This window comes from Marinobacter xiaoshiensis (assembly GCF_031631795.1).
GTDB classification, from domain to species: Bacteria; Pseudomonadota; Gammaproteobacteria; order Pseudomonadales; family Oleiphilaceae; genus Marinobacter; species Marinobacter xiaoshiensis.
In genome coordinates, this window is the sequence record NZ_JAVMBO010000015.1 from 27,940 (window position 1) to 52,882 (window position 24,943).

Genomic DNA, 24,943 nt, shown 5'->3' on the forward strand with positions numbered 1-24,943 from the left:
CTCTTCAGGTCAGTTTGTTTGGTCTGCTTATGTATTCAATTCGGATCGGTGATGCTTTTCCCGGGGTGTTCGGCCAACCAGGCTCTAGCGGCATCAAAATCTTTGGCTATCTGCGCTTTTAGCGCGTCGATGGACTCAAACTTCTCTTCATTCCGCAGTCCGTGGCGGAAAACAACATCCATTCGTTGGCCGTAAAGTGTGCCAGCAAAGTCTAACAGGTGCACTTCCAGCGCAGGCTGCTTGCCATCCACTGTTGGGCGCAGGCCGATATTGGCAACGCCGTCCTGCTTCTGTCCGTTTCCAAGCGTAACACCGACCACATACACACCGCGCAACGCAGGCATCTGGCGGAGCAGGATATTTGCCGTGGGCGAACCAATTTGCCGGCCCAACTGCCGCCCGTAAACCACCCTGCCCTGAATATGGTACGGGCGTCCCAGCAAAGCCTCGGCTTTTTCCAGCTGGTTCTCCAGTAGCAGGTTACGGATTCGGGTGCTGCTTATACGTTCGCCAGCAACGGTTACAGTGCGGGTGTTTTCCACTGAAAAACCGGCGGCTTTACCCACCTTCTCCAGGAGCGCGAAATCCCCGGCCCGATCACAGCCAAAGCGGAAGTCATCGCCGACAACAAGGTGGCGCACCGCGAGGCCATCAATAAGCACATCGTCGATGAAACCCATGCCGGAATAGCTGCGAAAGGTTCCATCAAACCTCAGGCAGAGTACGATATCTATACCCGCCGCACGCAGGGCTTCAAACTTTTGCCGAAACCCCATTAACCGGGGAGGCGCTTCCATTCCCTGAAAGAATTCCCTTGGCTGAGGCTCGAATATCATTACGACCGAAGGCAGGCTCAACGCCTTTGCCTTGTTTTTTACCTGGTCGATAATGGTTTGATGGCCCAGATGAACACCATCAAAGTTGCCAATTGTAGCAACACAGCCTTGTGCCAGCGGGGAATCCGCTTGCCTTGAAAGCATTTTCAGGTTGGTCAGGCCCCGGATCAGACGCATGCAATGCGAACCTTCATTTGCCAAGTGGCTTTCCGCGCTCAATCTATGCGCAAAGCGCTGGTGAGAAAACGCGCGATTATACCTTACCTCTGGCGAAAATGTCTTACCCGCACCCCGGTTAGCGCCAGAACAGTGAAGTAGGCACCGGCACTCGCCACGACTATTACGCCCATATACAGAGAACGCTCGATACCATCTGCCGACAGCCAGCGCATAACGGGGTAGTTCAGCCAAAGGATAACCGCGACCATGGCAGCATTAGCCAGGCTTATCTGCAGGAGATATTTGCCCCAGCCTGGCTGGCTTTTCCATACACCCTGGCGCTTGAGGCCCTGCCAAAGCAAAATCGCGTTAAGCCAGGCCGAAAGTGACGTAGCCAGCGCCAGGCCAGCGTGGGCCAGAGGAACAATAAGAGCCAGATTGAAGATCATATTGGCAACCATGGCAATAATGCCAATCTTCACCGGCGTGCGGGTGTCCAGACGCGCAAAAAAGCCCGGAGCAAGCACCTTTATCACCATAAAGGCCAGCAGTCCTGCGGAATAAGCTCTCAAACTCTGAGCCGACATAGCCACATCCCTGTCGGTCACCTCACCATAGTGGAATAACGTTGCAATGAGAGGCTCTGCCAGCAACGCAAGCGCAAGCGCGGCAGGCACCCCGATAATCAACACCGCACGAACGGCCCAGTCCAGAGTGGCGGAGAACTGGTCAGTCGAGGCAGCGGCGTGTTTGCGGGATAAGCTCGGCAAAATAACCGTAGCGATGGCAATACCAAATACACCCAAAGGCAACTCGGAAAGCCGGTCTGAATAATACAGCCAGGACACACTCCCGGTTTGCAGAAAAGACGCCAGAACCGTGTCGAGCAACAGGTTGATCTGGCTGACCGATACACCAAACAACGCCGGCACCATAAGTTTGAGAATCCGGCTGACGCCTTCATGCCTGTAATCAACCCGAGGCCGAGGCAAAAGCCCTAGGCGCATAAGGAACGGTAGCTGGAAAAACAGTTGCAAGGCACCGGCGATGAACACCCCCCAGGCCAAAGCCATAACTGGCTCGCTCATCAAGGGAGTAAGGTAAACAGCGGCACCAATCATCGCGAGATTTAGCAGCACTGGCGTAAAGGCAGGCACTGCGAAACGATCGTAGCTGTTGAGAATGCCGCCAGCAAATGCCGTCAGGGAAATCATCAGCAAATAAGGAAAGGTGATGCGCAGCATGTCGCTGGTCAGCGCGAACTTTACGTCATCACCAAGAAACCCCGGGGCAAATACCGCAGTCAGAAGCGGCGCGCCCAGCATGGCCACCAGCGTGATACCCAGCAGAACCAACCCCAGCGAGCCCGCAACCGCATCCACCAATCGTTTTACATCCGAGGCCGACTGATTCTCGCGATAGGATGACAACACCGGCACAAACGCCTGAGAAAACGCACCCTCGGCGAAAAGCCGGCGCAGAAAGTTAGGGATTTTGAAGGCTACAAAAAAAGCATCAGCCCCCGCGCCCGCACCAAAATAGCGCGCAATGACCATATCCCGAACCAGCCCCAGAACCCTGGAAAGCATGGTCATAACGCCGACCAGACCAGACGAGCGCAGCAGCCCGGGCGTTTTAACCGGCGGCTTGTTTTCAGGCGGGATTGAGGGTTGCGACGACATGCGGGTTCGTATCCGGGTTATGCATTGTTTTCGGTCGGGTGTCTCGGGAATTACCTGCTTCCCCGCCATACCCTTATCCGGCGAGCCGCGAGTTTAGCACAGGCCTTTTATACCGGGGGACTATCTGTCACCCTGACGGGGTTTGGTATTGACATTTCCGGGTTTGAGCGGCATAGTTCCGCGTCATTTATTTCGACGCGCTGGTTATGGGCGCGCCCGCGATTTCAGGGTCCCTCTGGATGGTATTTTGCCCAGAGTTTCCCGTACGAATCATTCAGTAACGAATTTAAGTACTTTCAGGAGTTTTACGGTGGCAAATTCCCCGCAAGCCAAAAAGCGCGCACGTCAGAACGAGAAGAACCGCAAGCACAATGCCAGCCTGCGTTCCATGACCCGCACTTACATGAAAAAAGTTCAGGCCAAGATCGAAGCTGGCAACTATGAAGAAGCTCAGGCTGCTTTCCAGGCCGCCCAACCGATCATGGATAGCATGATCAACAAAGGCATCTTTACCAAGAACAAAGTTGCCCGCCAGAAGAGCCGCATGGTCTCCAAGATCAAGGCCCTGAAGAGCGCCTGATAGCGTCTAACGCTTGAACGCTCTTACTGTGAATCAAAAAAACCGGCCCATGAGCCGGTTTTTTTGATTCAGATTCTATAGCTTCAGATAATGATCATGTTATCCCGATGAATCATCTCCTCTTCTGAGATATACCCCAGAATATCAGAGATGCTATTACTGGAACGGCCCGCTATCGCCACGGCCTCATCCGCATCGTAATTCACCAAGCCACGCGCAACTTCAGCGCCATCCTCTCCGACACAAGACACCATCTCGCCACGCCGGAACCGTCCAACAACGCCTTTCACTCCAACCGGCAACAAACTGCGACCACCTTGGCGAAGCACCTTTACTGCCCCATCATCCAGCGTTAGCTTTCCTCGAGTTTGCAGATGGCTTGCCAGCCACTGCTTGCGTGCCGCAATACGGCCCTGTTCCGGGAGCAACAAGGTGCCGTATACATCACCTTGCCGCAGGCGGGTAAGCACGGATTCAATACGACCACCGACAATCACTGTGAAAGCTCCGGAGCGTGCCGCCAGGCGCGCAGCGCGCAACTTGGTCAACATTCCTCCGCGGCCAAGCTCACCAGCACCGCCGCCTGCCATAGCATCCAGGGCGCGATCTCCGGCAAACCGCTCGGTTACCATAACGGCATCCGGGTTCTTGCGGGGGTCTTTGTCGAACAACCCCAGCTGATCGGTGAGGATAATCAGGCCGTCGGCCTCAACCACATTCGTAACCAACGCACCCAGAGTGTCGTTATCACCAAAACGAATTTCGTCGGTAACCACCGTATCGTTTTCATTTACAATGGGCACAACGCCAAAATCCAGCAAAGCCCTGAGTGTGCTGCGGCCATTCAAATAGCGCTTGCGATCGGAGAGGTCATCATGGGTCAACAGGATCTGGGCGGTGTGAATACCGTGGCGCTTGAACTGTGCCTCCCAGGTTTGCACCAATCCCATCTGGCCAACAGCCGCAGCCGCCTGCAGTTCATGCAGCTGTTCCGGGCGTTTTTTCCAGCCCAACCGACTCATCCCCTCCGCCACTGACCCGGAAGAAACCACGACCAACTCAACGCCCTCGCGGACCAATGCTGCCATCTGGTCTACCCAAAGACCTAATGCCTCCACATCCAGGCCCTGGCCGTCATTGGTCAGAAGGGCACTTCCAATTTTAACCACCAGGCGGCGAGCCTGCTGCAGCTGGGTGCGTTGCGTCATGATACTGGCTTGTCTCTCTCGGTCAAACGGGATAACTCAGACATCAAAAAGCCGAAATCTAATCCTTCACATACACCACTTCAACGTCGTAATCATCATCGTCAAAGTCATCATCATCGGCCGCCTCGCGGGCCGCGCGACGCGCACGCCGCTCTTCCTCTACGCCGGCCCGGGCCTCTTCATCCATCCTCCGGCGCCTTGCAGCTTCCTGCTCAGCAACCTCAGGATTCTCTGCCTCTTCCTCAGCACGCTCTTCAATCCAGCGCATAACTGCCTGAGTCAGCGGCTTGGTACCCTCACCACTTAACGCTGAAATACGGAACACCGGCCCCTGCCAGCCAAGCTCATCAACGATCGCCTGACAATGAGCCTCCCGATCTTCTTCCGGCACCATATCGACCTTGTTCAACACCAGCCAGCGATCCCGGCTCGCCAGGGTTTCACTGAACTTCTCAAGTTCGTGGGCAATCACGTTTACCGCATGTGCCGGCGATGAACCGTCGTAAGGCGCCACATCCACCAAGTGCAACAACAATCGAGTGCGCACCAGGTGTCTCAAAAAGCGCACGCCGAGGCCCGCGCCTTCAGCAGCACCCTCAATCAAACCGGGGATATCGGCAATAACAAAACTCTGATGCGCCTGCACACTCACTACGCCCAGATTCGGCACCAGGGTGGTAAACGGATAATCTGCCACCTTGGGCGTTGCAGCAGATACCGACCGTATAAACGTCGACTTACCCGCATTGGGCAACCCTAGAAGACCCACATCGGCCAAAACTTTCAGCTCCAGCCGCAGGTTCCTGAGCTCGCCTTCAGAACCTTTTGAGGTTTGGCGGGGCGCACGGTTTATGGATGACTTGAACCGAGTGTTGCCGAGGCCATGAAAACCACCCTGAGCCACCTTCAAGCGCTGACCTACGCGAGTCAGGTCGCCAAGCACCTCGTGGGTATCCACATCAACCACTGTGGTGCCAACAGGTACAGGCAGTATGAGATCCTCACCCTTGGTTCCGGTGCAATTACGCCCCGAACCCTGCTCACCGCCTGGCGCTTTGTGCTTGCGCTGAAACTGATAATCAACCAGCGTGTTAAGCGAATCGCTCGCCTCAAGATACACGGAGCCACCATCCCCGCCATCGCCCCCATCAGGGCCGCCCTTGGGAACGTACTTTTCACGCCGGAAACTGAGGCAGCCATTCCCGCCGTTACCGGCTTCAACGATGATTGTGGCTTCGTCTACGAATTTCATGAATCAACCCTTTGCGCATGGCGCATAAACTAAAAAGCCCCGCAGCCTCAAGGAAGACGCGGGGCTCAACAGAACCGGATCGCCGCTGCTTAGGCAGCAGCTGGAACGATACTTACGAACTTGCGGTTCTGTGGACCTTTCACTTCGAACACAACCTGGCCGTCTGCTTTCGCAAACAGCGTGTGGTCTTTGCCCAGGCCAACATTGGTGCCGGCGTGGAAACGGGTTCCGCGCTGACGAACGATAATGCTGCCTGCAGATACTGATTCGCCGCCGTAGCGCTTGACACCAAGTCGTTTCGACTCGGAATCGCGACCGTTACGGGTACTACCTGCTGCTTTTTTGTGAGCCATGACAAGCCTCCTGATTAAGGGGTGTTTTCCAGACCTTAGCCCTGGATACCCGTGATCTTGACTTCAGTGAACCACTGACGGTGGCCCTGACGCTTCATTGAGTGCTTACGACGACGGAATTTGATGATGTTAATCTTGTCGTGACGACCGTGGCTAACCACTTCCGCAGTCACTTTGGCACCATCAACTACCGGCGCGCCAACTTTGAAGTTGTCGCCATCAGCGATCAGCAGAACGCGGTCAAACTCGATGTTGCCGCCTGTTTCCACTTCCAGCTTTTCCAGCTTCAGCGTTTCGCCTTCTTTAACACGGTGCTGTTTACCACCGCTAACAATAACTGCGTACATTAACTTTACTCCGCGATTGACCCATCCCTGCTCTTATCCACCTGGTTCTAAGGGAAGCGCTTCGGCAACCCTATAGCAGGGAGCGCAGGTTGGGATGAGTTGGGCGCGTGATTGTACGAAAAGGCAGCCAGCAATACAAGCCAAGTTGACACTAACCGCCGCAATACCTAGCATTGCCGCAACCTGCCTGTATTAACAGTACACTAGACAGCTATCTAACCACGACATCAGCAAGGGATCCACAAGCCGCATGACAGCCCAGCGCATTTACGACACCGTGGCAGACGACTTCAGCCGCGTTAATGACCTGATCATCCAGCGGCTTTCCTCCGATGTCCCCCTGGTAGAAAAAATAGCCCAGCACATCATTGAAAGCGGCGGTAAGCGGTTGAGACCCTTACTGGTTTTACTTTCCAGCCGAGCTGCTGGTTACAGTAAAGACGAACACTTGAAGCTGGCTGTGGTGATTGAATTCCTGCACACCGCCACCCTGCTGCACGACGATGTTGTGGATACATCGGATATGCGCCGGGGCCGCAGCACAGCAAATGCCAACTGGGGAAACGCCCCCAGTGTATTAGTAGGTGATTTCCTCTACGCCCGCGCATTCGAGATGATGGTCGAGCTGAAGAGCCTGCCTATTATGGAGATTCTGTCGCACGCCACAGCCGTGATCGCCCAAGGCGAAGTCATGCAGCTGATGAACGTGAAAAACCCGGATCTCACCGAAGATCAGTACATGACTGTGATTCACAACAAAACCGCCATGCTGTTCGAAGCAGCATCACACTCCGGCGCCATACTCGCCAATGCGGGCGAGGCTCAGGAGCAGGCGCTGAAACACTACGGCAAACACCTGGGGCTGGCCTTCCAGCTAGTGGACGATGTTCTGGATTATCGCGGTGACGCCGAAACCATGGGCAAAAATGTGGGCGATGACCTGGCGGAAGGTAAAACCACCCTGCCACTGATTCACGCAATGGCGAACAGCAGCGAAGCAGACCGCCAGCTCATACGCCAGGCCATCCGCAAAGGTGGGCTGGATGATTTGCCAAAGGTTCTCGAACTGGTAGAAAGATCCGGCGCACTGGAGTACACCATGGAGAGAGCCAGGGCCGAAGCCACAAAAGCTTCTGACACCCTGGTTGTTCTTCCTGACTCACCCCACAAAGCCGCCCTGGAGTTATTGGCTCAGGTTGCTGTGGCGCGAGTCAGTTAAAGGGCACTTATAGACCGTCGCGACCGTGGGGTGCCGTGAAATCCAGCTGCGGCCCCACCGGCACAACCTGCGTGGGATTGATAGTGCGTTGGCTCACATAGTAGTGCTGCTTGATCTGGCGAATATCCACGGTACCGGCCACACCTTGCACCTGGTACAACTCCCTCAGATAACCTGAAAGCGCCGGAAAATCGCTGATGCGCTGACGATTACACTTGAAGTGGCTGTAATAGACCGCATCAAACCGAACCAGGGTTGTGAACAGGCGCCAGTCCGCTTCTGTTATCGTATTCCCCGTCAGATACCGCTGCTTCGACAGCTTCGCTTCCAGCCAGACCAGAGACTCGAACAGCTCGGCATAAGCTTTTTCATACTCATCCTGAGCCGTTGCAAACCCTGCCTTGTACACACCATTATTAACCGTGTTGTAAATCCGCTCGTTCACCGTATCAATGTCTGCCCGCAGCGCTTCCGGATAAAAGTCCAGATCAGCGTTCACACCTTCCAGCCCGTCAAACACCGAGTTGAACATACGGATAATCTCCGCCGACTCGTTGCTGGCGATGGTGTTCTGGTGCTTATCCCACAACGCAGGAACCGTGACCCGTCCCGAATAATCCGGCGCTGCTTTGGTATACACCTGATGCATAAAGCGGAAATCATGCAGATCATCCTTGTGCGCACTATCGCCAGGTCGGAATTCCCAGCCGTTCTCGACCATATCCGGGTGCACAACTGACACGGAAATGTGCTTTTCAAGACCTTTCAGCTTCCGGAAAATCAGCGTGCGATGGGCCCAGGGGCAAGCCAAAGACACATACAAATGATAGCGCCCGGACTCGGCTTTGAAACCACCTTCACCGTCAGGCCCCGGCGAACCATCTGCCGTTACCCAGTTCCGGAACCGCGCTGCTTCGCGCTCGAATTTTCCACCGGTTTTACTGGTGTCGTACCACTTGTCCTGCCATTTTCCGTCAACAAGAAGACCCATAATGAATACCCCTCAAAAAAACTGAATTTATGTGCCAACATATGCAGAGAAGAATAGCGGCTAGCCTGCTAACCTCACAAGCAACCAATTCTGGCCAACAACTTCAGATAATTCGAACATGCACACAGCCATTACTATAGACGCCCTGAGAGTCCTCGATGCCATCAGCCGCAAAGGCAGCTTCGCCGGTGCTGCCGGCGAACTATTCCGGGTGCCATCGGCGATCAGCTACACGGTGCAAAAGCTCGAGGAAGACCTGAACGTCACCCTGTTCGACAGAAGTGGTCATCGCGCCGTGCTCACGCCTGCAGGCCTTTATCTACTCGAGGAAGGCCGCATTCTGCTTGATGCCGCTGAGAACCTTGCGCACTCAACCCGGCAGGTCGCGCAAGGCTGGGAAACCAGGCTGCGGATCGGATTCAACTCATTGCTGCCAGCGGAGTGCCTATTCCCAGCTATAAGAGACTTCAGCGCCTTGGGCGTGCCAGTCGATGTCCAGATTGTGGAAGAAGTCTTTGCAGGCACCTGGGATGCACTCCAAAGCCGCAGGGTAGACCTCGTTGTAGGAGCCGATGACATCAGCAAACCTGCCGGAAACTTTACGTGTCAAAACCTTGGAGTAATGGATTTCATTTTCGTCGTCTCACCCGGCCATCCTCTGGCGAACGCGGAAGAACCTCTGAGCGAGGAAGATATCTTACGTTTTCCCGCTGCCGTTGCCGCTGACTCGTCTCGATCTCTTCCCGTTGGCCACGCAGGCATCTTCCACCGACAGCGCACCTTGACCGGCACCAACATGGACCACAAAATCGCCTTGCAGAAAGCAGGCCTCGCCGTGGGCTGGCTGCCCAGAACCCGAGTGAACACCTTGGTTGCCAACGGCGAACTCATCGAAAAGCAGGTGAGAGAGGCGAGACAATCCGTTTCGCTCCAGGCCGCCAGGCACGCGGAGGACAAGGGTAAGGCCCTGATGTGGTTTTGGGACCGACTGATCGACGATCCGGCAATAACAGACTGGCTCACCACCTGAGCGTACGCGCAAGGCATGGGGCGAAATGGCTCCGCAGCAGAACTCTGGCAGGCAAATGAGTCAACGGCATCAACAGACAGTTCATTTATACTGCAGCGAACCACACTAACGAACGGAGCTCATTGATGCGGCAGCTATCGGAACTGGATGCCTCCTTCCTGTACCTGGAATCAGCCAATGCACCGATGCACATCGGCAGCATTTACGTGTTTGACGCCAGCGAACGGGAAACACCCCTGGCGTTCAGCACCTTTATTGCCTATCTACGGAGCCGCCTTCACGTCGTCCCGGTGTTCCGCCAGCTACTAAAAGAAATCCCGTTGCGCATGGGTCGGCCCTACTGGATAGATGATCCGGATTTCAGTATTGAGCGACACCTGGCCTATGTCAGCCTCGGCGAAAACAGCCGTGAATCACATCTGATGACTCTTGCATCCAGGATACTCGAAGATCCTCTGAAGCGTGATCGCCCACTCTGGCACATTACCTTCGTGGACGGTTTCCGCTTGGGTGACGATAAAGAAGGCAAGGCCGGCTTCGCTCTCATTGTAAAACTGCACCATGCAGCCATCGATGCCTTCAGCGGGGCTGAAATCATGGGCAAACTGATGGAATACACTCCTGAGCCACAACCCATCCGTACGCCACGCCCCTGGCAACCACGGCCGAAACCTTCAGAAGAGCGTGTTGTTATACAGGCAGGCGTCAACATGCTGCGAACCCCCTGGCGCGCGACGTCTCTCGCCGTTGGTGCGGCAGAGGCAACAGTGCGCGGCCTGATCCAGAAGCAACTGCGGAAAATACCTTTGCCATTCCCGCTGTTTTCAGCTCCCCACAGCCCATTCAACCGCCAGATCACAGCCAATCGCCAGATAATCTCAGCGAAGGTAGACTTATCTCGCCTGAAAGCAATCAAGGCATCCCTGGTGGATGTAACACTTAATGATGTGGTGCTGGGGCTTTGTGCAGAAACCCTGCGTCGATACCTGGATGATCAGGGTGCAAGCACTAGTGAGTCGTTGATTGCCATGACGCCCATCTCCGTGCGTTCAAGTACATTGAACAAAGCCACCGGCAGCCAAATGTCTGCCATGCTTCTGGATCTGGCAACCGATGAGCGTAACCCGGCCCAACGTATTCGCCGGATTCACTGGAACGCTGTCGCCTCCGAGCCATACCGGGAGGCCATTGCTGCAGATCGACTTACTGAATTATTGCCCTCAACGATGCTGGCGTTGTCAGCACGACTGTATTCGGAACTACAGATTGCTCAGCGCTACCAACCGGTATTCAACCTGCCCATTACCAATGTGCCCGGGCCACAGGTTCCCCTTTACTTACAAGGTGCGAGACTGGTTCAACAGTACAATGCCGCTCCACTGTTCGACAGTTTGGGGCTGGTTATTGTGGCCGTAAGCTATCAAGGTAGCCTCACCCTCAACTTCACCATCTGCCCGGATGTAGTCGCTCATGGAGAGTCTCTCCGAAGTCATGTCTGTGACAGCCTTGACGCCATAGAAATCGCCGCCAACAAGCTTGCCCCCGAGGAAATGTACACCCCGCTCGAAGAATCCCGGAGCCAGACACTGGCAGACGATGCCATGAATCTGCTTGAAGGCGCGCTGCAGAAACTGACCGCGCGCTTCAGGCGATAGCGAGCAATATTAACGCTGGGTTCTTACTCAAAGGCCCAGCGCAGAAATGCCTTTTTGTCTTCATCGCTCGCGGTTTCCCAGACCGACTTGAGACGGCTAAGTGCATCCACGCCATCATCAGCGACAGCATTCCCATCTGAAAGCATTGGAGCCCGATCTGCGCGGGGGCTATCGGCGGGTGACCAGTTTGTGGAGTAAGCAAGCGCTGCGCCTTCAGCACCTACAATCGCTGCGGAAAACTCAGGCATCTCTTTTTCGGCCTGCTTGCGGGATTCCGGCTTGGAGAACTCAAACTGGTATATGGCATCAGGGCTTGCTTCAAAGCGCACGACTTGCGGCTTGCTTTCAATCACGTGGACCTTTGACTCACCGTTATCCACAACACCGGATTTGGCCCAAATGGTTTTGTAGGTGAACACTACCTCGTTTTCACCCGGCAGCAGTGCATAATCCAATGCCAGGTCGTCCATCAAATAACTCTTCATCTCGCGCCCGTTAACCTGGCTAACGTGAATAACACCCGGCGCCTTCAAGACTGCTGCATTCTCTGCACCTGCGGGCTCACCCTCCCAGGTTTCGAGCTTGGTTACTGCCATTGAGCAACCAACCAGAGTTGTCAGCAACAACGATGCAAACACAAACCGGCACATCTGCGACCACCGGTTCAGACAGCGCATCTCCAACCTTGCAACACGTAAAATGTGAACCATACTCATGTTATCTCCTTGAGGGTAAGAGGAAGCCCGGTGCGAGGGTGCGACCTGCTATGGCGCATTTTGAACATCAAGACTACCAAGCGCAACCAAATGCGCAAACATGCGCAGCAGGCAGACCGGCCATGGCAACTTCAATTTAATTGTTAATAATTGTTGAATTTGCCCCAAATTGGTTTAATTTTAAACAGAACATCATCAATCACACTGCGCCCGACACACAAAATCAGAAGTCAGGCACCGGAGCCGGCCATGAACACCCAGGTCAGATCAGGAGAAGACAGGCACATCCCCTTTCGCAGCAGTCGGTACTTTTGCGTCGGAAATAAATGGTACTTCACGACCAGGGAGGGCTTTGACAGCGGCCCCTTCGCATCAAGGGAGCGCGCTGAAATCGGGCTGAAGCGCTTTCTTCATGTGGTCAAGCTGCTTCCGGAAGAGTCGCAGGTGCATTAGGGTCTGTTGCGGGCCTGCCACCCAAGCCGGGCCCAAATGCCTCTTCTATTGGATGAATGGCATCAGCCAGGTGTCGATTGCGAGCAGGCAAAGAAGTGCCATGACTGCAGCGACGACATCGTCCACCATGATACCCAACCCTCCTGGCAACCGTTCATCCAGCCAGTTGATTGGCCACGGTTTCAAAACATCGAACAACCTGAAAACCAGAAACGCCAGTAATACACCGTAAACGTGCTCCGGAAACAGCCCCAGAGCTATCCACATCCCTACAAACTCATCCCACACGATACCGCCATGGTCGTGCACTTTCAGATCCGCAGCAGTTTTGCCACATATCCAGATACCGGCCACAAATGCCAGTGCAACAACAAGCCAGTAAGCAGCCGGTGACATCCATGCAAAGCAGTACCACAGTGGAATGGCGGCGAGGCTTCCCCAGGTTCCCGGCGCCCTTGGGGCTGCACCGCTGCCAAAGCCGAAAGCTAAAAGGTGCACGGGATCTTTCAGAAAACCCGGCGGCAAAATAGCCTGCGGTATATCTGGATCCGGCCACTGATCTTCCTGGTTCATGCTCTTCTCCTGAAATGGTCAAAACCTGTCGCTTCTGAGCCCGAAGCTACATCAATACCGTCGAGGCGCAAGCCTGGGGCAGGCTCAATCGCACCAACTACCGTGAAATGCTGCTTCAGCGCCTCAGGCGCAGTTGCCCAAGTTGCCTCCGGGATGGTCGCGCATAGCTCGTAATCATCGCCGGAGTTCAGCGCATAATCCACGGCTGCGTCGCCCTTCAGGCGAGCAAGCGCCAGCGACACTGGCACCTGGGCCCGCACTATATTTGCGCCTACACCGGACGATTCGAGAATATGATTGAGATCCGCAAGCAACCCATCAGAGACATCAATGGCAGCCGTAGCGAGACCTCTCAGGGCTATGCCTAATTTCAGCCTCGGTTGCGGATGATGGTATTGCTCCAACACGCACTGTTCGTCTTCCGAAGGACTGAGGGCATCAAGATAATCCAGGGCTGCCCCTGCATCGCCCAGTGTGCCAGACACTACAACCAGGTCGCCAACACTGGCTCCGGCACGCCGGATGGCCAGCCCCTGCTCCACCAAACCATGTACTTGCAGGCTCAATGCGAGTGGGCCGCGAGTTGTATCCCCTCCGGCAAGCACCAAACCGAAGGATTCGGCCGCACGACCGAGCCCGCGGGCGAAGCCCCGCAACCAGGGTTCGTCGACTTCAGGGAGTGTCAGTGCAAGGGTAAAGCAGGCAGGCTCGGCACCCATGGCGGCCAGGTCACTCGTAGCAACTGCAAGCGCCCTCCAACCAAGAAAATCCGGGCGATAGCCAATGGGAAAGTGCACACCTTCAACCAAGGTGTCGATAGAAAAAACCAGATCAGAGCCGGGAGGAATACTTTGAATTGCACAGTCGTCGCCCGGCCCCAGCAGAACAGAGCGAGAACCGTGCAGACGCGCTAACGGCATGAAATACTGCCGGATCAGCTCAAATTCACCCATCGGTTAGCGTGAGCGGGTCTCGGCAAGACGCAAACGACGGCCCAGCTTATCAAGCACACTGTTAACAAACTTGTGCCCTTCCGTGCCCCCGAATCGCTTCGCCAGCTCGATACCCTCATTGATAACGACCTTGTAGGGCACATCAACCCTGTGGCGAAGCTCATAGGCACCCACCCGCACAATGGCAAGCTCCACAGGATCCACCTCAAGTAGCGGGCGATCAAGGAACGGTTCAATCAGCTTGTCCAACTCGGCCTGTTCACGGTGAACGCCTCGCAGAACATCACGGAAATACAAGGAATCAACCTTGGTCATGTCGTTATCGACCATGAACTCCGCTTCAATATCCGTAATCGGACTCTTGGTAAAGTGGCGCTGGTAAAGCCCCTGCATTGCCAGAATCCGGGCACGGCGACGATCGCCAGCTTTTGGCTGGCCTGACGGCGCCGGGCGGGGTGTCGTACTGTCAATATCGCTCATTACTCACCCAGCTTGTTGAACAGGCTAACCATTTCCAGCGCTGTGATAGCCGCCTCGGCGCCCTTGTTACCAGCCTTGGTACCGGAACGCTCAATGGCCTGCTCGATTGAATCTACAGTCAGCACACCAAAGGTAACCGGCACGTCTGTTTCAAGACTCACTGCCCCAATGCCACTGGACGCTTCACCAGCCACATACTCAAAGTGCGGCGTACCGCCACGTATAACGGCGCCCAGTGCAATAATGGCACTGTAGCCACCAGTTTCTGCCACACGCTTGACGGCCAGTGGCATTTCATAGGCACCTGGCACCCGCACAATGGTGATGTCGCTGTCGGGAATGCCGTGGCGGCGCAAGGTGTCGATAGCACCCTCTACCAGGCTTTCCACAACAAAACTGTTAAAACGACCAACCACCAGCGCATAACGCCCAGTGCACTGGGTAAAATCACCTTCAATTACTTTGATATCCGCCATTGGTGGCTCCTTCTCGGGTTGCAGCCACTATGCTGCAACCAGGTTTATCATTCCGGGGTGTAGGGTATGTACTCAACCACTTCCAGATCAAATCCAGAAATCGCCGAGTATTTTACGGGCGGGCTAAGCAAGCGCATTTTGCTTACACCCAGATCCCGCAGAATCTGAGAGCCTGTACCCACGGTGAAATACACACCGGAGCTGCCCTTGCCAGCGGGGCCTTGCCCCTGGTCAAAGAATTCCTGGATTCGGTCTTCAAGGTTGTAGCTGTCCTCTGCACTGTTGAGCAGGACTACAACGCCGCTGCCTTCAGCGGCCACTTTCTCAAGCGCATGGTGCAACGGCCAGCTGCGGGAATCCTTGCGGCGCGCACCCAGCAAATCCCTGAGCGTGTCGGTAATATGAACTCGTACGTGCACAGGCTCATCTGCCGGAATCTCTCCGTAAATCATAGCCAAGTGCGTGGAGCCCTGAATAATATCCCGGTAAGTGCGCAGCTTGAACACACCGTACTCGGTATCGAGCAAGTTCTCTTCAATGCACTCGACCGTGCGCTCGTGCGTCGTGCGGTAGTGAATCAGGTCAGCAATGGTGCCAATCTTGAGGTTATGCTCTTCGGCAAAACGTTCAAGGTCTTCCCGACGCGCCATGGAGCCATCATCGTTCATGATTTCACAAATGACACCTGCGGGCTCACTACCTGCAAGGGCGGCCAGATCACAGGAGGCTTCCGTGTGACCTGCGCGACTAAGCACTCCGCCAGGATCAGACATCAGCGGAAAGATATGCCCGGGCTGAACCAGATCTGACGCCTTGGCATTGCGAGCCACTGCCGCTTGAACCGTACGTGCACGGTCCGCCGCTGAAATACCGGTGGTTACGCCGGTGGCCGCTTCAATAGACAAGGTAAACTTGGTGCCGAAACCTGACGCATTCTGCTGAACCATCAATGGCAAGCCCAGCTGCTCACAACGATCCCGTGTCATAGGCATGCAGATAAGACCGCGACCAAAACGTGCCATGAAGTTGATGTCTTCGGCGGTACAGTGTTCGGCTGCCATCACCAGATCACCTTCGTTTTCCCGATCTTCATCGTCCATCAGGATAACCATCTTGCCCTGGCGGATGTCTTCTATGATTTCTTCAACGCTGTTCAGTGCCATACTGTTTTGCACCCTTTCAATGCGCCCGTTGCCACTTGTCAGAAGCAGCCCTGGTGTGCACTGTGAATTTAATCGCTTAGCGGCGAACCAGGATCAGACGCTGGTCGTCTCCAACCTGTCGCCGGTCTTGTACGGTCCATTCGATTTTGTCTGCCATCGTCTCCAGTGGAAGATGAGCCGTCGGTCGACCGTTGCTTCCCAGAAAAACTGGCGCCTGGTACAACCAGAGTTCATCTACCAACTGTTCGTTGATAAATGTGCCTGCCAACGTTGGCCCGGCTTCAACCAGCAATTCATTAATACCCATTTCCCCCAGCGAATCCAAAAGCTCGGAGACATCAATACCATTATCCTTCCATGCGACGCCCTTCAGGCGAATTCCCAGTGCGGCAAGATCCTGCGCCGGTGCGGTTGTCAGCGTCGAAGATGCGCAAAAAACCTGAACTTTTCCGCCCCGCAAAATGGTTGCGGAGGGAGGCGTTCTGGCGTCCCTGTCTGCAATCACACGCAATGGTTGCCGCGAGGGCTCGGTAGCAGCGCCAATATCCCCGAGTTCTTCACGGCGAACGGTCAAAGAAGGGTCGTCCGCGAGCACGGTACCAACACCGGTTAGAATTGCATCGCTCTCGGCACGGAGCCGCTGTACATCACGACGGGCTTCGCTACCGGTAATCCATTGACTCTCTCCGGACGCCATGGCGGTGCGGCCATCGAGGCTGGAAGCCATTTTAAGCCTGACCCAAGGGCGCCCCGTATTCATGCGCTTCATAAAGCCACGATTCAGGCGCGCCGCTTCTTCTGCCAGCAGCCCTACATGAACCCTGATACCGGCTTCGCGGAGCATGTCGAGCCCCCTTCCGGAGACCGACGGATTCGGATCTTGCGTGGCCGCAAACACACGGGATATGCCCGCATCAATCAGCGCTCGGGCGCAGGGCGGTGTGCGCCCAAAATGACTGCATGGCTCCAGAGTGACATAGGCTGTAGCGCCACGGGCATCCGTGCCAGCCTGGCTCAATGCCCGTGTTTCCGCATGGGCTTCGCCGTCCCGTTCATGCCAGCTCTCGCCCAAAATCCTGTCGCCACGGGCTATCACGCAGCCAACCCGAGGGTTGGGGTGCGTTGAATAGCGGCCCCGCCACGCAAGCTGCACGGCTCGGGCCATCATGGACCGGTCCCGAAGCTCCGTCATTTCTTTCTTTCCGGGGGCTGCTTGCCCACCAGGACTTTTGCAACATCAACCGCAGTTTCGCCGTTAGTTGCCGAAAGCCGCTCGATTTCTTCTTTAAATTCGTTGATATCCTGGAAGCTGCGATAAACAGAGGCAAACCTTACGTATGCCACTTTGTCGAGTTGACGCAGCTCTGTCATCACTTCCTCACCCAACTGCATGGACTTCACCTCACGCTCGCCGGTCGCTCTCAGGCGATAGCGAATGCGATTCAGTGCAGCATCAATTTGCTCAATGCTCACCGGGCGTTTTTCCAACGCTTTCATTATTCCGGAGCGCAGCTTTTCTTCATCGAAAGGCTGACGAATACCATCCTGCTTGACCACCCGTGGCATGACCAACTCGGCGGACTCAAACGTGGTGAAGCGCTCATGGCAGGAAAGACACTCTCTGCGGCGGCGCACCTGATCACCCTCGGTCACAAGACGCGAGTCAATAACTTTGGTATCTGCTTCACCACAGAAAGGACAATGCATAACGGTACTCCGGAGAGGGAACCGGGAGGTGCGATGTTTACGCACCCTACCCGGCAGGTCTTACCAGACGTTTAGCTGTATACCGGGAAGCGCGCGCACAGGGCTTCAACCTGTCCACGAACACGGCTGCTAACAGCTTCGTCTTCCAGATTATCAAGGATATCGCAGATCCATCCTGCAAGCTCACGGCATTCCGCCACACCAAAACCACGGGTAGTGATCGCGGGCGTACCCATGCGCAGGCCAGAGGTCACAAACGGCGAGCGTGGATCGTTGGGAACCGCGTTCTTGTTGACGGTAATGTGCGCACGACCCAGGGCGGCGTCTGCATCTTTACCGGTGATGTCCTGCTTGATCAGGCTCACCAGGAACAGATGGTTCATGGTACCGCCGGAAACCACATCGTAGCCGCGATCTACGAACACCTGTGCCATGGCGGAAGCGTTCTTCACTACTTGCTTCTGGTAGGTTTTGAACTCTTCGCTCATGGCTTCTTTGAAGCAGATCGCCTTGGCGGCAATTACATGCATCAGAGGGCCACCCTGGCCGCCCGGGAAAACAGCCGAGTTCAGCTTCTTGTGCAGAGCTTCGTCGTCGCAGGCCAGAATCAGGCCGCCACGGGGTCCACGCAAAGTTTTGTGAGTTGTGGTAGTTACCACGTGTGCGTGGGGCATCGGATCGGGATACACGCCCGCCGCAACCAGACCGGCCACATGGGCCATATCCACGAACAGGTAAGCACCAACCTTGTCGGCAATGGCGCGGAAGCGGGCGAAATCCAGTTCCTGCGAATAGGCGGAGAAGCCGGCAATGATCATCTTCGGCTTGTGCTCAACGGCCATAGCTTCCAGCTCGTCGTAATCAATCAAGCCAGTATCTGTGTTGATACCATACTGCACAGCATTGTAGATCTTGCCGGAAAAGTTAACGCTGGCGCCGTGGGTAAGATGGCCGCCATGCGCAAGACTCATACCCAGAACCGTATCACCCGGTTCAACCAGCGCCATGAAAACGGCAGAGTTGGCTTGGGAACCAGAATGTGGCTGCACGTTGGCATAAGCGGCGCCGAACAGTTCCTTGGCGCGATCGATCGCCAACTGCTCAGCAATATCAACAAACTCGCAGCCACCGTAGTAGCGCTTGCCGGGATAACCCTCGGCGTATTTGTTGGTCAGATCACTACCCTGTGCTTCCATAACCCTGGGGCTGGTGTAGTTCTCTGATGCAATCAGCTCAATATGAGCCTCCTGACGCTTGCTTTCCGCCTGCATGGCGTTCCAGAGTTCGTCGTCGAAACCGGCGATCTTCATATCACGATTAAACATCGGTGCGCTGCCCCTGTGTGCTTGACTGGCCCGGAGGGTCTTGGGAATGCCTCCGGAATCCCTTAAAATTCGGGCCGCTATTCTAGCCCATTACCGGGTTGGAAATCATCCTTTATGCTGTGCGCAGATACCGTCATGCATATATCGGCGGTTTTCCTGAAATTGCTATAGCCCCCTTGTTTCGATACCTTACAAACCCAACTATTTATTCCTGTTTACAAGGTTCCATGGAGCTATAGCGAAAAACAGCGAAAAGCGCCTCCGAAACCTGCCACATCCTGTTTGAAAAGAGGGTAATGCCTTTATGGCTCAGTACGTTTACAGCATGAATCGCGTTGGCAAGGTGGTTCCGCCCAAGCGCGAAATCCTCAAGGATATTTCCCTGAGCTTCTTCCCGGGCGCCAAGATTGGCGTACTCGGCCTGAACGGTTCTGGTAAATCCACCCTCCTACGCATTATGGCGGGTGTGGACCAGGATTACATCGGTGAAGCCCGCCCCCAGCCCGGCATCAAGGTGGGCTACCTGCCTCAGGAGCCGGAACTGGACGATACCAAAACCGTGAAAGAGATTGTCGACGAGGCAGTTTCTGAAGTTCATGACGCACTTGCCGAACTGGACAAGGTTTATGCAGCCTATGCTGAGCCGGATGCGGATTTCGACGCTCTGGCCAAGAAGCAGGGCCAACTGGAAGCGCTGATTCAGGCCACCGACGGCCATGACATAGAACGCAAAATGGAAGTTGCGGCAGACGCCCTGCGCCTACCCGCCTGGGACCAGCCGGTAAAGAACCTTTCGGGTGGTGAACGCCGCCGTGTGGCTCTATGCCGCTTGCTCCTCTCCGGCCCGGACATGCTGCTGCTCGACGAGCCCACCAACCACCTGGACGCAGAGTCCGTAGCCTGGCTGGAGCGCTTCCTGCACGACTATGAAGGCACTGTGGTTGCCATCACTCACGACCGCTACTTCCTTGATAACGTAGCTGGCTGGATTCTGGAACTCGACCGGGGCCAGGGCATCCCGTTTGAAGGCAACTACAGCCAGTGGCTTGAGAACAAGCAGCAGCGTTTGAGCACTGAAGCCAAACAGGAAGCCTCACATCAGAAAGCCATGAAGCAGGAACTGGAATGGGTGCGCAGCAACGCAAAAGGCCGCCAGTCCAAGAGCAAGGCCCGCCTTGCCCGCTTCGAGGAAATGAGCTCTCAGGAGTTCCAGAAGCGTAACGAAACCAACGAAATCTACATTCCACCCGGCCCCCGCTTGGGCGATAAGGTCATCGAAGTGGAAGGTATCAGCAAAGCCTTTGGTGACCGCTTGCTCTACGAAGATGTGTCCTTCACTGTGCCGCCAGGCGCTATTGTGGGCATTATCGGTGGTAACGGTGCGGGTAAATCCACCCTGTTCCGCATGATCGCCGGCCAGGACGAGCCGACCTCGGGCAGTATTACCGTGGGCGAAACGGTAAAGCTGGCCTATGTAGACCAAAGCCGCGATCTGGATGGCTCGAAAACCGTGTGGGAGCTGCTCAGTGACGGGCAGGACATGATTAAAGTAGGCAACTATGAAACCCCTTCGAGAGCCTATGCCGGCCGCTTTAACTTCAAGGGCTCGGATCAGCAGAAGCGCGTGGGCGATTTGTCGGGTGGTGAGCGTAACCGCTTGCACCTGGCCAAGCTGCTGAAGGAAGGCGGCAACGTATTGCTGCTGGACGAACCTACCAACGACCTGGATGTAGAAACCCTGCGTGCCCTGGAAGAAGCCCTGCTGAGTTTCCCTGGCTCAGCCATGGTTATTTCTCACGACCGCTGGTTCCTTGACCGTGTAGCCACGCACATTCTGGCGTTTGAGGATGATGGTGAGGTGGTGTACTTCGAGGGTAACTTCGCCGAATACGACGAAGACCACAAGAAGCGTAAAGGGGATTCCGCCATGGTGCCCCAGCGCATGAAGTACAAGAAGCTGGCCTGATGGCAAAAGCCAAAACCGCTTATGTCTGTACCGAGTGCGGTGCAGACTATTCCAAATGGCAGGGTCAGTGTACGTCCTGCCAAACCTGGAACACTGTCAGTGAAGTTCGTGGCGTTAGCAGTAATGCCAAAGGCGCTCGCGGGGTTCGCTTTGAAGGTTTCGCCGGCAGCCTGTCGGCCGTCCAGAGCCTGGATGACGTTAGCCTTGCCGAGCAGGAACGCATCAGTACTGGCATGCAGGAGTTCGACCGGGTTTTAGGCGGCGGGCTTGTAGAAGGCTCTGCTGTGCTAATGGGCGGTCACCCTGGCGCCGGCAAGAGCACCTTGCTGCTTCAGGCAGTGTGTCATCTGGCCGCCAGCGTTCCCGCATTATACGTAACTGGTGAAGAGTCACTGCAGCAAGTAGCCATGCGCGCCAAGCGCCTTGGTTTGCCCACCAAAGATTTGAAAATGCTCTCTGAGACCAGTGTCGAGCGACTGATTCAGGTGGCTGAAGCTGAGAAACCACGAATTCTGGTGGTGGACAGTATTCAGGTGATGCATGTTGCAGATATTGAATCTGCTCCCGGCTCTGTTTCCCAGGTTCGTGAAAGCGCTGCATTTCTGACCCGTTTTGCCAAGCAAACGGGCACGATTCTGTTCCTTGTGGGTCATGTTACCAAGGATGGCAGCCTGGCTGGACCCAAGGTTCTGGAGCATATGATTGACTGCTCTATCCTGCTGGAAGGTTCCAGTGACAGCCGTTACCGGACGCTGCGAGGCATCAAGAATCGTTTTGGCGCCGTGAATGAGCTGGGCGTGTTTGCCATGCTTGAGCAGGGCCTGAAGGAAGTTAAAAACCCCAGTGCGATTTTCCTGAACCGTGGTGAAGAGGCCGCCCCCGGCAGTGTGGTTATGGTGGTTTGGGAAGGCACGCGGCCGATGCTGGTGGAGATTCAGGCGTTGGTTGATATGGCTCAGGGTGGATACCCGAGGCGTGTGGCGGTTGGTCTGGATCAGAATCGCCTTGCGATGCTTCTTGCTGTTTTGCACCGGCATGGCGGCTTGCATGTATCGGATCAGGATGTGTTTGTGAACGTGGTGGGTGGCGTGAAGGTGAATGAGACCAGTGCGGATTTGGCGTTGCTCGCTGCCATTGTGTCTTCGTTTCGTGATCGGGCTTTGCCGCAGGATTTGGTGATTTTTGGGGAGGTTGGGTTGTCGGGGGAGATTCGGCCGGTGCCCAGTGGTCAGGAGCGGATTAATGAGGCCGCGAAGCATGGGTTTACTCGTGCCTTGGTACCCAAAGCCAATGCGCCCCGCAAGACTATTTCGGGTATGAAGGTGATTCCAGTGACCAAGCTTAGTGAGGCTATTACAGCTCTTGAGGAGCTTTGATCTCGATCTTCGGAGTTTACGGCAGGGTTAGGCTTTACCGTCCAAAAACCGCTACGAGCACATCCATGTGCGCTTGTCTTCGGCCGTCCCTGGCCTACGACATTTTTGGACGGTAAAGCCTAACCCCGCCTGCAGACACAGATGCACCACCTCCAGATCAATCTAGTCGATCAAGTGAGCTAACTCCCTCTCAAGAAGAACCTGATCCCCCAGATTTAATTCAACAAGACGCCTCAGATGAGTCGCGCTTTCCAAATCTATGTACTGACATTTGAAGCCCAGCCTGTGGGACTCGATGTGTTTTAGCTCAACCGCCATAACAATCCCCACCTTCTCCCCGTCGAGATGAATAACCACCTCGCAAGGTTGGTTCAAGGGCACATCCCAGCTTTTCGGGCGTTTGACCAACACGCCTTTCAGAGAGATATCCAGCACTTCGGTTGTCCACAGGCTATCAAGGGCATGGAGCTCACACGGGGCATCAAAGCTTATGCGGTGGAACTTCCGTTTTTCGGATGCTTTGGCAGGCAAGGGATTGCTCCTTTTTATTGTCGGTACGTCTGATACGACTATAGCCGGAACGGGGTCACGCATCCATACAGGCTTTAATGGCAGCGGCAATCGGAGCTCAAGCAGGAGAATGGATTAACAATCCTCTCCGTTTTCCTCTTGGCATCGTGGGTCGAGGTCTGTTGCCATGGGAGCGGCATCTGGCAGGGGGACGATTTTTTCTTTTTGTTCTTCGGGTGCGGCCGGTTTCTTGTATACGCGCATGAGTACATACATGGCGTAGATCAATGCCACTGCCGACTCAAGCACGAAGAAGCTGAAGGGGCCAGAAACTGCCATGAGTCCTGCTGCGAGTAGTGGCAAAGGGTACGCCTGAAGCGAGCAGGCTCAGCAATACGGCCCAGGAGCCGCCAACCAATATAAGCGCAACCGACATAACCAGTCGCCGGTCAAGCCTGTCTGCCAACGCGCCAATGGATAGTTGGAAGACCAAGCCGCCCAGAACTACCACGCTCATGAACATGGCGGATTCAGCCACGCTCAGGCCGATTCTACGGGCGAAGACCACGCCCAAAGCGTAGAAGGAGCCAATCATTACCCCCGACACCACTGCCCCGACCATGCCAACCGGTGATGCTGCATAAAGAGTTTTCAGATTGAGTGCGCGGCTTTCGCTGAGATTTGGCTCTCCCAGGCTGGTCATGGCAACGGGTATTAGAGACAACTCGATCAGGGCGGCCGTACCGCCCAACAGGGGACGTACCGAGACAAGAATCTCGCTTACGCTTCGCACCATTGTCCGGTAGTCACCCATTGGCTCAGCTCTTTTTTAGCTGTGGTATTCCGGGCTCAATTCAACAACGGCTTCAATGAAGGCTTTGGCGTTCTCGGGCTTCACTTCAGGAGTGATACCGTGCCCAAGGTTGAAGACGTGCCCGGGGCCTGAACCATAACGACGCAGGATGTCACCCACTTCCTCGCGGATCCGTGCCGGTGAAGCGTACAGCATAGTCGGGTCCATGTTGCCCTGCAGAGCAACACGGTCGCCTATACGGGCACGGGCGTCGCCGATATCCGTGGTCCAGTCCAGCCCAACAGCATCGGCTCCTGTATCTGCGATGGACTCCAGCCACTGACCACCATTTTTGGTGAACAGAATCACTGGAACGCGGCGACCATCGTGTTCACGGATCAGGTTATCCACGATCTTCTGCATGTAATTCAGCGAGAACTCTTTATAGGCCCAAGTGCTCAAGAGTCCGCCCCAGGTATCAAATATCTGAACAGCCTGGGCGCCTGCCTTAATCTGGCCATTGAGGTAATCAATTACGATATCGGCAAGCATGTCCAGCAGGCGGTGCATAACCTCAGGCTCGCTGTACATCAGTTTTTTGGCTTCGCGGAAGTCTTTGGAGGATCCGCCTTCAACCATGTAGGTTGCCAGTGTCCAGGGGCTTCCGGAGAATCCAATCAAAGGAACGCGGCCATTGAGCGCGCCACGGATGGTGGAGACTGCATTCATTACGTAGTCGAGGTCGGTTTCTGCCTTGATAGCTGGCAGGGCATCCAAGTCTGCTTTGGAGCGTATGGGGTGCTTGAACTTGGGGCCTTCACCCGTTTCAAAATACAACCCCAGGCCGAGAGCATCCGGAATGGTGAGAATATCCGAAAACAGAATCGCGGCGTCCAACGGAAAACGCTCAAGGGGCTGAAGTGTTACTTCACATGCCAGCGGCGTGTTCTTGCACAAGCTGAGGAAATCGCCAGCTTTCTCCCGGGTAGCACGATACTCGGGTAGATAGCGTCCGGCCTGGCGCATCATCCATACCGGGGTACGATCAACAGGCTGGCGCATCAAGGCGCGCAGAAAGCGGTCATTCTTCAACTCGGTCATAGGGATCCCAACGTTGTCTCTTTCAGATGGTCTTTGTAG

Annotated in this window: 27 protein-coding genes; 7 read left to right on the forward strand and 20 right to left on the reverse strand. The window is 55.3% G+C overall.

All coding sequences use genetic code 11. The features are described from left to right. Positions 1 to 35: 35 nt before the first annotated feature. Positions 36 to 1,013, reverse strand: a complete 978-nt coding sequence (ribF, locus tag RKA07_RS10790; RefSeq protein WP_310966322.1) for a bifunctional riboflavin kinase/FAD synthetase — start codon at positions 1,011 to 1,013, stop codon at positions 36 to 38. An 83-nt stretch (positions 1,014 to 1,096) separates the two neighbouring features. Continuing rightward, entirely contained in the window at positions 1,097 to 2,677 is a 1,581-nt protein-coding gene (gene murJ / locus RKA07_RS10795; protein ID WP_310966369.1) for a murein biosynthesis integral membrane protein MurJ, read from the reverse strand. A 310-nt stretch (positions 2,678 to 2,987) separates the two neighbouring features. Between murJ and rpsT the strand changes: the two genes are divergently transcribed. Next, positions 2,988 to 3,257, forward strand: coding sequence for a 30S ribosomal protein S20 (gene rpsT, locus RKA07_RS10800; RefSeq protein WP_200204816.1), 270 nt, complete (start codon positions 2,988 to 2,990; stop codon positions 3,255 to 3,257). An 83-nt stretch (positions 3,258 to 3,340) separates the two neighbouring features. Here rpsT and proB read toward each other — a convergent pair whose 3' ends face one another. The 4 genes from proB to rplU all read right to left on the reverse strand — a co-directional run bounded on the left by proB (position 3,341) and on the right by rplU (position 6,417). Beyond that, positions 3,341 to 4,465 (reverse strand): glutamate 5-kinase, encoded by a 1,125-nt coding sequence (gene proB, locus RKA07_RS10805; protein ID WP_200204817.1) that lies wholly within the window; start codon positions 4,463 to 4,465, stop codon positions 3,341 to 3,343. 58 nt (positions 4,466 to 4,523) lie between these two features. After that, positions 4,524 to 5,717 (reverse strand): Obg family GTPase CgtA, encoded by a 1,194-nt coding sequence (cgtA, locus tag RKA07_RS10810; protein WP_310966323.1) that lies wholly within the window; start codon positions 5,715 to 5,717, stop codon positions 4,524 to 4,526. An 89-nt stretch (positions 5,718 to 5,806) separates the two neighbouring features. Then, positions 5,807 to 6,070, reverse strand: coding sequence for a 50S ribosomal protein L27 (rpmA, locus tag RKA07_RS10815; RefSeq protein ID WP_200204819.1), 264 nt, complete (start codon positions 6,068 to 6,070; stop codon positions 5,807 to 5,809). Between the two features lie 35 nt (positions 6,071 to 6,105). Further along, a complete protein-coding gene (gene rplU / locus RKA07_RS10820) occupies positions 6,106 to 6,417 on the reverse strand; it encodes a 50S ribosomal protein L21 (RefSeq protein WP_071265462.1) in 312 nt (103 codons plus the stop codon). Positions 6,418 to 6,667: 250 nt separating this feature from the next. Here rplU and ispB point away from each other — a divergent pair, with 250 nt between their 5' ends. Further along, positions 6,668 to 7,636 (forward strand): octaprenyl diphosphate synthase, encoded by a 969-nt coding sequence (ispB, locus tag RKA07_RS10825; RefSeq protein WP_310966324.1) that lies wholly within the window; start codon positions 6,668 to 6,670, stop codon positions 7,634 to 7,636. A 7-nt stretch (positions 7,637 to 7,643) separates the two neighbouring features. Here the strand turns inward: ispB and RKA07_RS10830 are convergent, their stop codons facing one another. Further along, entirely contained in the window at positions 7,644 to 8,627 is a 984-nt protein-coding gene (locus tag RKA07_RS10830) for a glutathione S-transferase family protein (RefSeq protein WP_310966325.1), read from the reverse strand. A 118-nt stretch (positions 8,628 to 8,745) separates the two neighbouring features. Here RKA07_RS10830 and RKA07_RS10835 point away from each other — a divergent pair, with 118 nt between their 5' ends. Both RKA07_RS10835 and RKA07_RS10840 read left to right on the forward strand, forming a co-directional pair. Beyond that, on the forward strand, positions 8,746 to 9,657 hold the full coding sequence (locus tag RKA07_RS10835; protein ID WP_310966326.1) for a LysR substrate-binding domain-containing protein: 912 nt from the start codon (positions 8,746 to 8,748) through the stop codon (positions 9,655 to 9,657). A 125-nt stretch (positions 9,658 to 9,782) separates the two neighbouring features. Further along, entirely contained in the window at positions 9,783 to 11,312 is a 1,530-nt protein-coding gene (locus RKA07_RS10840) for a WS/DGAT/MGAT family O-acyltransferase (protein WP_200204823.1), read from the forward strand. Between the two features lie 23 nt (positions 11,313 to 11,335). On the opposite strand, the gene RKA07_RS10845 is transcribed toward RKA07_RS10840, so the two are convergent. Then, positions 11,336 to 12,028 carry a DUF2057 family protein gene (locus RKA07_RS10845; protein ID WP_200204824.1) on the reverse strand — a complete coding sequence of 231 codons (693 nt, stop codon included), beginning with the start codon at positions 12,026 to 12,028 and terminating at the stop codon, positions 11,336 to 11,338. 249 nt (positions 12,029 to 12,277) lie between these two features. Here RKA07_RS10845 and RKA07_RS10850 point away from each other — a divergent pair, with 249 nt between their 5' ends. Next, positions 12,278 to 12,481, forward strand: a complete 204-nt coding sequence (locus RKA07_RS10850) for a DUF6316 family protein (RefSeq protein WP_200371757.1) — start codon at positions 12,278 to 12,280, stop codon at positions 12,479 to 12,481. 45 nt (positions 12,482 to 12,526) lie between these two features. On the opposite strand, the gene RKA07_RS10855 is transcribed toward RKA07_RS10850, so the two are convergent. The 8 genes from RKA07_RS10855 to glyA all read right to left on the reverse strand — a co-directional run bounded on the left by RKA07_RS10855 (position 12,527) and on the right by glyA (position 19,158). Beyond that, a complete protein-coding gene (locus tag RKA07_RS10855; RefSeq protein ID WP_310966327.1) occupies positions 12,527 to 13,054 on the reverse strand; it encodes a phosphatidylglycerophosphatase A family protein in 528 nt (175 codons plus the stop codon). Further along, positions 13,051 to 14,007, reverse strand: coding sequence for a thiamine-phosphate kinase (thiL, locus tag RKA07_RS10860; protein ID WP_310966328.1), 957 nt, complete (start codon positions 14,005 to 14,007; stop codon positions 13,051 to 13,053). Before thiL ends, RKA07_RS10855 begins: the two co-directional genes overlap by 4 nt. A gap of 3 nt (positions 14,008 to 14,010) precedes the next feature. Continuing rightward, positions 14,011 to 14,487 carry a transcription antitermination factor NusB gene (nusB, locus tag RKA07_RS10865; RefSeq protein WP_200204827.1) on the reverse strand — a complete coding sequence of 159 codons (477 nt, stop codon included), beginning with the start codon at positions 14,485 to 14,487 and terminating at the stop codon, positions 14,011 to 14,013. Beyond that, the gene (gene ribH / locus RKA07_RS10870) at positions 14,487 to 14,963 is read right to left on the reverse strand and encodes a 6,7-dimethyl-8-ribityllumazine synthase (protein ID WP_200204828.1); all 477 of its coding nucleotides are present in this window, start codon (positions 14,961 to 14,963) and stop codon (positions 14,487 to 14,489) included. The genes nusB and ribH overlap by 1 nt, the downstream gene beginning before the upstream one ends. 47 nt (positions 14,964 to 15,010) lie before the next feature. After that, positions 15,011 to 16,126: a bifunctional 3,4-dihydroxy-2-butanone-4-phosphate synthase/GTP cyclohydrolase II gene (gene ribBA / locus RKA07_RS10875; RefSeq protein ID WP_200204829.1), complete on the reverse strand. Its 1,116-nt coding sequence runs from the start codon at positions 16,124 to 16,126 to the stop codon at positions 15,011 to 15,013. Between the two features lie 76 nt (positions 16,127 to 16,202). Continuing rightward, positions 16,203 to 17,318: a bifunctional diaminohydroxyphosphoribosylaminopyrimidine deaminase/5-amino-6-(5-phosphoribosylamino)uracil reductase RibD gene (gene ribD / locus RKA07_RS10880; protein ID WP_310966329.1), complete on the reverse strand. Its 1,116-nt coding sequence runs from the start codon at positions 17,316 to 17,318 to the stop codon at positions 16,203 to 16,205. Next, positions 17,315 to 17,833 carry a transcriptional regulator NrdR gene (nrdR, locus tag RKA07_RS10885; RefSeq protein ID WP_200204831.1) on the reverse strand — a complete coding sequence of 173 codons (519 nt, stop codon included), beginning with the start codon at positions 17,831 to 17,833 and terminating at the stop codon, positions 17,315 to 17,317. Before nrdR ends, ribD begins: the two co-directional genes overlap by 4 nt. A gap of 71 nt (positions 17,834 to 17,904) precedes the next feature. Further along, positions 17,905 to 19,158: a serine hydroxymethyltransferase gene (gene glyA / locus RKA07_RS10890; protein WP_310966330.1), complete on the reverse strand. Its 1,254-nt coding sequence runs from the start codon at positions 19,156 to 19,158 to the stop codon at positions 17,905 to 17,907. A 304-nt stretch (positions 19,159 to 19,462) separates the two neighbouring features. Here glyA and ettA point away from each other — a divergent pair, with 304 nt between their 5' ends. Both ettA and radA read left to right on the forward strand, forming a co-directional pair. Continuing rightward, complete coding sequence (gene ettA / locus RKA07_RS10895) at positions 19,463 to 21,124, forward strand: energy-dependent translational throttle protein EttA (protein ID WP_200371759.1); 1,662 nt, start codon at positions 19,463 to 19,465, stop codon at positions 21,122 to 21,124. Then, complete coding sequence (radA, locus tag RKA07_RS10900) at positions 21,124 to 22,500, forward strand: DNA repair protein RadA (RefSeq protein ID WP_310966331.1); 1,377 nt, start codon at positions 21,124 to 21,126, stop codon at positions 22,498 to 22,500. The genes ettA and radA overlap by 1 nt, the downstream gene beginning before the upstream one ends. Before the next feature lie 162 nt (positions 22,501 to 22,662). Here the strand turns inward: radA and RKA07_RS10905 are convergent, their stop codons facing one another. The 4 genes from RKA07_RS10905 to hemE all read right to left on the reverse strand — a co-directional run bounded on the left by RKA07_RS10905 (position 22,663) and on the right by hemE (position 24,904). Beyond that, positions 22,663 to 23,031 (reverse strand): PilZ domain-containing protein, encoded by a 369-nt coding sequence (locus tag RKA07_RS10905; RefSeq protein WP_310966332.1) that lies wholly within the window; start codon positions 23,029 to 23,031, stop codon positions 22,663 to 22,665. 114 nt (positions 23,032 to 23,145) lie between these two features. Beyond that, entirely contained in the window at positions 23,146 to 23,349 is a 204-nt protein-coding gene (locus tag RKA07_RS10910; RefSeq protein ID WP_310966334.1) for a hypothetical protein, read from the reverse strand. After that, positions 23,312 to 23,824, reverse strand: coding sequence for an MFS transporter (locus tag RKA07_RS10915; RefSeq protein WP_310966335.1), 513 nt, complete (start codon positions 23,822 to 23,824; stop codon positions 23,312 to 23,314). Before RKA07_RS10915 ends, RKA07_RS10910 begins: the two co-directional genes overlap by 38 nt. 15 nt (positions 23,825 to 23,839) lie before the next feature. Beyond that, on the reverse strand, positions 23,840 to 24,904 hold the full coding sequence (gene hemE, locus RKA07_RS10920; RefSeq protein ID WP_200204838.1) for a uroporphyrinogen decarboxylase: 1,065 nt from the start codon (positions 24,902 to 24,904) through the stop codon (positions 23,840 to 23,842). Positions 24,905 to 24,943: the final 39 nt, after the last annotated feature.